Here is a 6330-nt window from a genome sequence, read left to right as displayed (position 1 = left end):
GTCGTGGCCGATGCCGTGACGGATGTCGTGGCCGAGGGGGTGGCCGAGGGCGTGGTGTCGCCGTCCCGTGCCGCGGCCAGCTGGGCGGCCAGTGCCGCGGTGGCCGCGGCGTTGCGGGCGCAGCGGGCGTCCGCCGCAGGGTCCGGGCCGGACGCGGTCAGCGCGGCGAGGGACTTGGCCGACAGCCGCAGCGCGTTGGCGGCCCGGCCGACGGGGTCCCTTGGAACGACCTCGGCCTGGTCCTGGCCGACACCGGCGTATCGGCACGCGGCGACCGCACGGTCGTAGGCGCTGCGCGCGCGGGCCCCGTGGAGCCTGCGCAGCGCCTCGGCCTCCGTGATCACTCCGGCGGCTGTTGCTGCTTCCTGTTCGCTCATCCTCGGCCTCCCTCGTCCGGGACGACACCGCTCCCCGCTCCGGGGTGCGGGCAGGGTGCCACGCCGGCCGTGAAGAGACCAGAAGCACGGGTCGGTCCGGGCGGACCCTGGTCATCTGATGAACCGTCAGATACGGTCCCCTCCGCCGGCTGTTCCCGCGGGGGTGAGCGTCCTGTTCCCGCAGGGGTGAGCGTCCTGTTCCCGAAGGGGTGTGTGCCATGCAGAAACGTCCCCCGTGCCCGCCACCGCCCGGTGCTCCGCGCTGGGTCGCGATGTTCCACCGGGCTGACCAGAATTCCTGGACGGTGGGCGCCGAGTCCCCTGACCGGGCTCCGGTGCTGTACGCCGTCGGCGACATGACGCAGACCGTGCGGGCGCGCGGTGAGGAGGTGACGGTCGCGCTGTGGGGGCCCGAAGACGACGCCGGCGGCGCCTGGCACCTCTACGACGCTCCGGCCGCGAGGGAAACCGCCCCTGCCCCCGCCGACCCGCCCGCGCCCGGCGCCGGTGCGCCGGCCAAGCTGGCGGAACGCATGACGGGCCGCCGGCACCAGGTCCTCCTGGCCGGTCTGAGCAAGGCGGGCCTGTACGACCTGAGCGCCGAGGACGGCGAGGCGGTACGGACCATGGCCGAGCTGCTCGACGAGCCGACGGTCCGCCGGGTGGCCCACTGGCTCTCGGTTGCCGGCGGGCAGGGGTAGCGCGCACGGGTCCGGTTCGGAGTGCGGTTCGCCGGGCAGTGACGTCCTGGAAGCCACCGTCTAGGGCTGGAGGGCGTATGAAGGTCTCCGTCGACCGCTCGCTGTGCTACGGCTCCGCCGAGTGCGCGCACCGGGCGCCGGACGTGTTCGCGTTCGAGGACGGATACGGCGTCGTACGGCCCGGCCGGGAGGAGGCCGCCGACGACCCGCGGGTTCTGGAAGCGGTCGAGAAGTGCCCGTCGCAGGCGATCGCGCTCAGGTGATGACTCAACGTACTCGGAAAGTAACTCGACGTGCTCAGGCGGTAGTTCAGGGAGTGCGTGCGCCGGCCGGGTAGGTCCACCCGAGGTCGGACAGGGCGCGGGCACGGGCCTCGGTGACCGTCGTACGGGCCGCTCGTTCGACGGGGTCGACGTGGGACGCCTGGCCCGTGACCTGGCCGTCCCACTTGCGGTACAGCAGGCCGGCCTCCGCCGAGAACCAGCCGCGGCTCACCGCGTCCAGCGCCAGCAGCAGGCCCGTGTCCTCGGAGGCGGGCAGGGCCATCCAGCCGCCGAGTGCGACGAGCAGCTCCCGCCGGACGCACAGGGTCGCCGGATGGACCGGTGCACGAAAGTCGTTCCGCTTCCAGTGATCGAGCACGGAGCCGCGGTCGAGCGGACCGTCGTCCGGGTCGCCGGGGAAACCGGCCGTGGAGCCGTCGGGCAGCAGGTCGAGGGCCCGGGACGTCGTCCAGCCGACGGTGCGGTCCGTCTCCAGCACGGCCAGATCGCGGGCCAGCGCGCCCGGCGTGAGCCGGTCGTCGGCGTCCAGGACCTTCACATACGCGCCCCCGGCGCGCGCCAGCGCGATCGTACGGGCGACTCCGGGCCCGCCCGGCCGGCCCTGACCGAAGCTCACGCGCGCGTCGTCCGGGACGTACGCGCGGACCTCGTCCGTCGTGCCGTCCTGCTGGATCACCCATTCCCACTCCCAGCCGCCGGGCAGCCGCTGCTCGCACAGGGAGGCGTGGGCCTCCGGCAGGAAGCGCGCGGACGGGCCGTGAACAGCGGTGATGACGGTGACACGCCGGGACACGGCAGCGCTCACCACCTTTCCGGGAGCGTCGTGGGTGTGTGCGCCATGGTGTCCGTCATGTCGCCTGGGTGACAACAGTGGGTGGGGACAGCGGTGGGACAGCGGTGAACAGTGGTGGGAACAGTGGTGGGAACAGTGGTGGGAATAGCGGCGGGAATAGCGGTGGGAACAGCGGGTGGGAACAGCGCAAGACCCCCGGCCGAACCCGGCCGGGGGTCTGTTCGTTTCGACTGATGCGTACGCAAGTCGCCCTGTGTCGAGACGTTGCGGTACTGCGAGGGGGAGGCTGGGGGGGTCAGCAGTCGGGTCTTGCCGCCGCGGGTTGTTCAGGAACGGCCGCGCTCTCCGGGGTGTCGGTGAGGGGGAGTTGCCGGCAGCTCGGGGACTTTCCGTGGGCCTCGGCCCGGATGCGTTGCTTCATCGTGGGGGGCAGCGCCCTGGAATAGGACCAGGCCCAGTGGCGTGGCGCCGGGATCGTCGGGACGGTCCGCTGTGCGGTACCGGTGCGGGTGCTGGTGCTCTCGGGCTGAGGTGCCGCCGTCGCGGTCGTGGCGGTCGTGGTGGTGATGAGTCCGAGCGCCGTGCACAGCGCGAGGAAGGCGGTGACGATGGCGGTCCACAGGTTCATGACCTTGTTCTGGGTCATGGCCCCTCACTTTCGGGTTGGGCGATTTGCGTACTTTCCTCATGATGTGTATGCGGGCCGCGAAGTGGTGGACCGACGCCCGTGGCGCGTCGATGTTCAGATCAACACCACCCGGATGGCGGTAAGAGGGCCGGAAAACTCCCAAAAGCTGGTGAGGGTGAGCGAAGAGGGAGCAAAGTAACGGTCCGTGGAGGTGCGATCACCCTCCGATCGGAACGGCGCCGGACCAGGGCTATTGCGCTGCCGGAGGCGGGAGTTGGGGTCCGGCGCAGATCACCGATCGGTATCGGTCGGTGTGTATAGTCGGGCGCCAGAGGTCCCCTACGTCAAGGAAAGACGAGGTCGCGCGGTGAAGAAGCTGCTCCTGGTCGCACTGGCCGCCATCGGCGGGCTCCTCGTGTACCGCCAGATCCAGGCGGATCGCGCCGAGCAGGATCTGTGGACGGAGGCGACTGACTCCGTGCCCACGGGTTCGTGAGTGCCGATACCAGAATCTGAACAGACCCCGACCGCCCGCGCGGTCGGGGTTTTGTGTTGTCCCTCCGGGTGTCCCGGTGTCCAGATGTCGCTTCCTGTTGCGGGGGCCCGGCGGGTGCTGTAGGCGTTCATGTGGTCCGGTACGGCGAGTGCGACCAGGGGAGGGCGGCACGTGCGGGGGCGAGGGCGACGTACGGCGTGGCGGTGGCGGGAGGGGCGGCTCGGCCGGCGGGCGGTCTTCGGTGCCGGTGCGGTGCGGACGGTTGTGCTGTCGGGACTGTGCGCGCTGCTCGTCCTGCCGACGGTCGGTACCGCGACCGCGCCCGCGGCCGCCGCTGAGGACGGGCGGTCGTACGCCTTCGCGCCCGGCGCCCGTGATGTCGCGGGCGCGTCGGACCCGGCGACGGCCGAACGGCTGGACCCCGGCCGTATCTACCGCAGCTCCCTGCCGAGGAACGGCAGGCTCTACTACCGGCTCGACCTCACCGCCGCCGACACGGCGTACGTCCCCGTCACCGCCGTACCCCCGGCGAACGCCACCGTCTCCGCCACCGACGGCATCAGGGTGTCGGTCCAGGACGCGCACGGCACGCCCTGCGGCTACGCCGCCGCCCGTTTCGGGGCGGGCCTGAGCCCACGCCCGGTCACCGCGCTGGGACTGAGGGAGGCGGGCAAGACGCTGTGCCAGGGCAAGGGGCCGTACTACGTGCTCGTCCAGCGCCTCGACGCCGAGGGCTCCGGTACGTCGGGCCCGGCACAGCGCTGGGGCCTGGAGATCGCGCCCGCCACCGAACCGCGCCCGGCCCGGGCCGGGGCCACCTCCGCGCCGCAGACCTGGGACTCCGCCACCCCCGAGCCGCTCGGCGGTACGCCCCGCGACGCCTCCGGCGGCACCGGTTTCGCCTCGGCCCGCCCGCTGGGCCAAGGAGTGTGGCGGACCGGCCTCGTGCCCGGTGAGACCCGGTTCTACAAGGTGCCGGTCGACTGGGGCCGGCAACTGAACGCCTCCGCCGAGCTGGACGGTGCCTCGGGGCACGGGTATGTCGGCGGTGCCTTGAATCTCTCGCTCTACAACCCCGTCCGCGGCTATGTCGAGGACGCCGCCCTCGGCTACACCGGCATCCGGAAACCCGCCGTACTCGCACCGCCCCCGCCGGTGGACTACGCCAACCGCTACGCGGCTCCCGCCGGCGTGACCTCGGTCCGCTTCGCCGGCGACTACTACCTGGTCCTGCATCTCAGCGAGCAGCTGACCGGCCTGTACGGGCGAGGTCCGTTCGGTGTGACGCTGCGAGTCCGGGTGGCCGGGCGGGCGCACGCGGGGCCGCAGTACGCCGGGCGGCCCGTGCCGGGGGACGCGTTCACGCTCACCGGGCCCGACCGGGCGGCGGCGCTCACCGGGAGCACGGGGGGTACCGGGAGCACCGGGGGCGGGGGCGGCTCCGGGATGAAGCTCGTCGCGATCGGCGGGATCGGCTCGGGGACCGTGCTGCTGCTGGTGCTCGCCGTCTGGACAGTGACGGCACGGCGGGTTCAGACGCGGGTGAACGCCCAGAAGCCCACCGCGTAACAGGCCAGCGCCAGCAGCAGCATCGGGATCGCCACCTTGGCCGGCGGCCCGGCCCGCCGACTCCGGCCCGCCCGGCGCGACCGGCTCGCCCTGTGCCGTTGCGCGGGCGCGCCGGAGGTCGACTGAGGCGGGGGCGGGGGCGGAGGCGGAACCTGCGCGTCCTGGGTGGTGTACGAGGCGGTGGAGGGATCGACGCGATGCCCTGTCATCGCGCTCGGGGTGGGGGTGTGGGGGAAGAAGTACGGCTGGTGAGACGGGAGTTGGGAGGGGGGTTCCGAAGGGGGCTGGGGCTGCTGGACGTACGGGGGGTACGGGGAGGCAGCGGTGGCGTGCTGGGGTGGCTGTGGGGGGTACGGCTCGGGGGTGGAGGGCTCTTGAGGAGGCGGGAGACGGAAGCTGCCGGTGTCCGAGAGGGAGCCGGTGCCCGGGGCGGCGTGCGAATCCGTGCCGGAATCGAGGTCGGGGTCGGGGTCGAGGCCGAGGTCGGTATCCGGCGCCGACGTCGTATCCGCGCCCTCGACCGGCTCGACCAGTTCCAGGGCCACTCCGGAGGCCCGCTTGAGGGGGCCGTCGGGGGCGAACCCGGGTGGGAGTGGCCCGAGTTGGTCGAATATCTCGATCAGTTCGTCGTCGGGTTCGGGCTCCGGCAGGAGTTCCACGGCGGCGGCGAGGGCCTTGCGCGCACCCGTGGCGGTGCGGAAGCGCGCGTCCGGGTCGGGCTGGAGCAGGGTCGCGACGACCTGCCAGAGCGGCTCCGGGATGCCCTTGGGCGGCCCGGGCGTCCCGTGGTCCGCGAAGTACTCCACGAGCGCCTTGGCGTCGGGCTTGGCGCCTTCGAGGAGATACAGAGCGACCAGGCCCGCGGCGAACAGGTCGGCGGGGAAGTCGGGTTCGCAGCCGAGCATCTGCTCGGGCGCGAGATAACCCGGCGTGCCCACCACGAGGTTGGTCTCCGTCAGCCGGGGTTCGCCGAGCCGCATGGCGATGCCGAAGTCGGACAGCCGCAGCCGGGGCCGGCCGGTTCCGGTGGCTTCGAGGAGGACGTTGGCGGGCTTGATGTCCCGGTGGATGACGCCCTCGGCGTGGACGGCGGCGAGACCGGACAGGAGCTGGTCGAGCAGGGTGCACACGAACGCGGGCGGCAGGGGGCCGTAGTCGCCGACGAGATGGACCAGTGAGCCGCCGCCGACCAGGTCCATGGTGAAGAGCACCTTGTCGTCGTCGGCGGCCCAGCTGGCCGGGGCGAGGACATGCGGGTGATCGATCCGCAGGGCCTGCTCGCGGACGAAGCGCAGCAGGGAGTGGGCGTCACGCTGCTGGAGCACCTTGGCGGCCACATAGCGCCGTCGGCGGTGGTCCCAGGCGCGCCATACGGCGCCCACGCCACCGCGTCCGATCGGGTCGGCCAGCTCGTACCGTCCGGCGAAGACCTCACCCATGACAGCCCATCACTCCTCCCCCTGGCCCCCGCCAGTCCCTCTG

7 protein-coding genes and 1 pseudogene are annotated in these 6330 nt (G+C 72.6%); 4 read left to right on the top strand and 4 right to left on the bottom strand.

Annotation, left to right across the window (positions count from 1 at the left end):
• A pseudogene (locus tag M878_RS70010) lies at nucleotides 1-377 on the bottom strand (hypothetical protein); the annotation flags it as partial.
• 218 nt (nucleotides 378-595) lie between these two features.
• On the opposite strand from M878_RS70010, the gene M878_RS70005 reads away from it, so the two are divergent.
• Complete coding sequence (locus tag M878_RS70005) at nucleotides 596-1078, top strand: hypothetical protein (protein WP_031225371.1); 483 nt, start codon at nucleotides 596-598, stop codon at nucleotides 1076-1078.
• A gap of 77 nt (nucleotides 1079-1155) precedes the next feature.
• Nucleotides 1156-1341, top strand: a complete 186-nt coding sequence (locus tag M878_RS70000; protein WP_023548554.1) for a ferredoxin — start codon at nucleotides 1156-1158, stop codon at nucleotides 1339-1341.
• Nucleotides 1342-1387: 46 nt separating this feature from the next.
• On the opposite strand, the gene M878_RS69995 is transcribed toward M878_RS70000, so the two are convergent.
• Together M878_RS69995 and M878_RS69990 are read right to left on the bottom strand one after the other, a co-directional pair.
• Nucleotides 1388-2155 (bottom strand): glycosyltransferase family 2 protein, encoded by a 768-nt coding sequence (locus M878_RS69995; protein WP_023548553.1) that lies wholly within the window; start codon nucleotides 2153-2155, stop codon nucleotides 1388-1390.
• A gap of 295 nt (nucleotides 2156-2450) precedes the next feature.
• Nucleotides 2451-2801 carry a DUF6344 domain-containing protein gene (locus M878_RS69990; protein ID WP_023548551.1) on the bottom strand — a complete coding sequence of 117 codons (351 nt, stop codon included), beginning with the start codon at nucleotides 2799-2801 and terminating at the stop codon, nucleotides 2451-2453.
• Between the two features lie 349 nt (nucleotides 2802-3150).
• On the opposite strand from M878_RS69990, the gene M878_RS98935 reads away from it, so the two are divergent.
• Nucleotides 3151-3279, top strand: coding sequence for a DLW-39 family protein (locus M878_RS98935; RefSeq protein WP_003999697.1), 129 nt, complete (start codon nucleotides 3151-3153; stop codon nucleotides 3277-3279).
• Between the two features lie 171 nt (nucleotides 3280-3450).
• The gene (locus tag M878_RS69985; RefSeq protein ID WP_051430100.1) at nucleotides 3451-4848 is read left to right on the top strand and encodes a hypothetical protein; all 1398 of its coding nucleotides are present in this window, start codon (nucleotides 3451-3453) and stop codon (nucleotides 4846-4848) included.
• On the opposite strand, the gene M878_RS69980 is transcribed toward M878_RS69985, so the two are convergent.
• Nucleotides 4812-6287, bottom strand: a complete 1476-nt coding sequence (locus tag M878_RS69980) for a serine/threonine-protein kinase (protein WP_023548548.1) — start codon at nucleotides 6285-6287, stop codon at nucleotides 4812-4814. The genes M878_RS69985 and M878_RS69980 overlap by 37 nt on opposite strands.
• Nucleotides 6288-6330: the final 43 nt, after the last annotated feature.

Origin of the sequence: Streptomyces roseochromogenus subsp. oscitans DS 12.976 (genome assembly GCF_000497445.1) — a bacterium.
Taxonomy (GTDB): Bacteria; Actinomycetota; Actinomycetes; order Streptomycetales; family Streptomycetaceae; genus Streptomyces; species Streptomyces oscitans.
The sequence above is the reverse complement of the archived record's forward strand: the minus strand, read 5'-3'. Positions and strand labels throughout refer to the sequence as shown.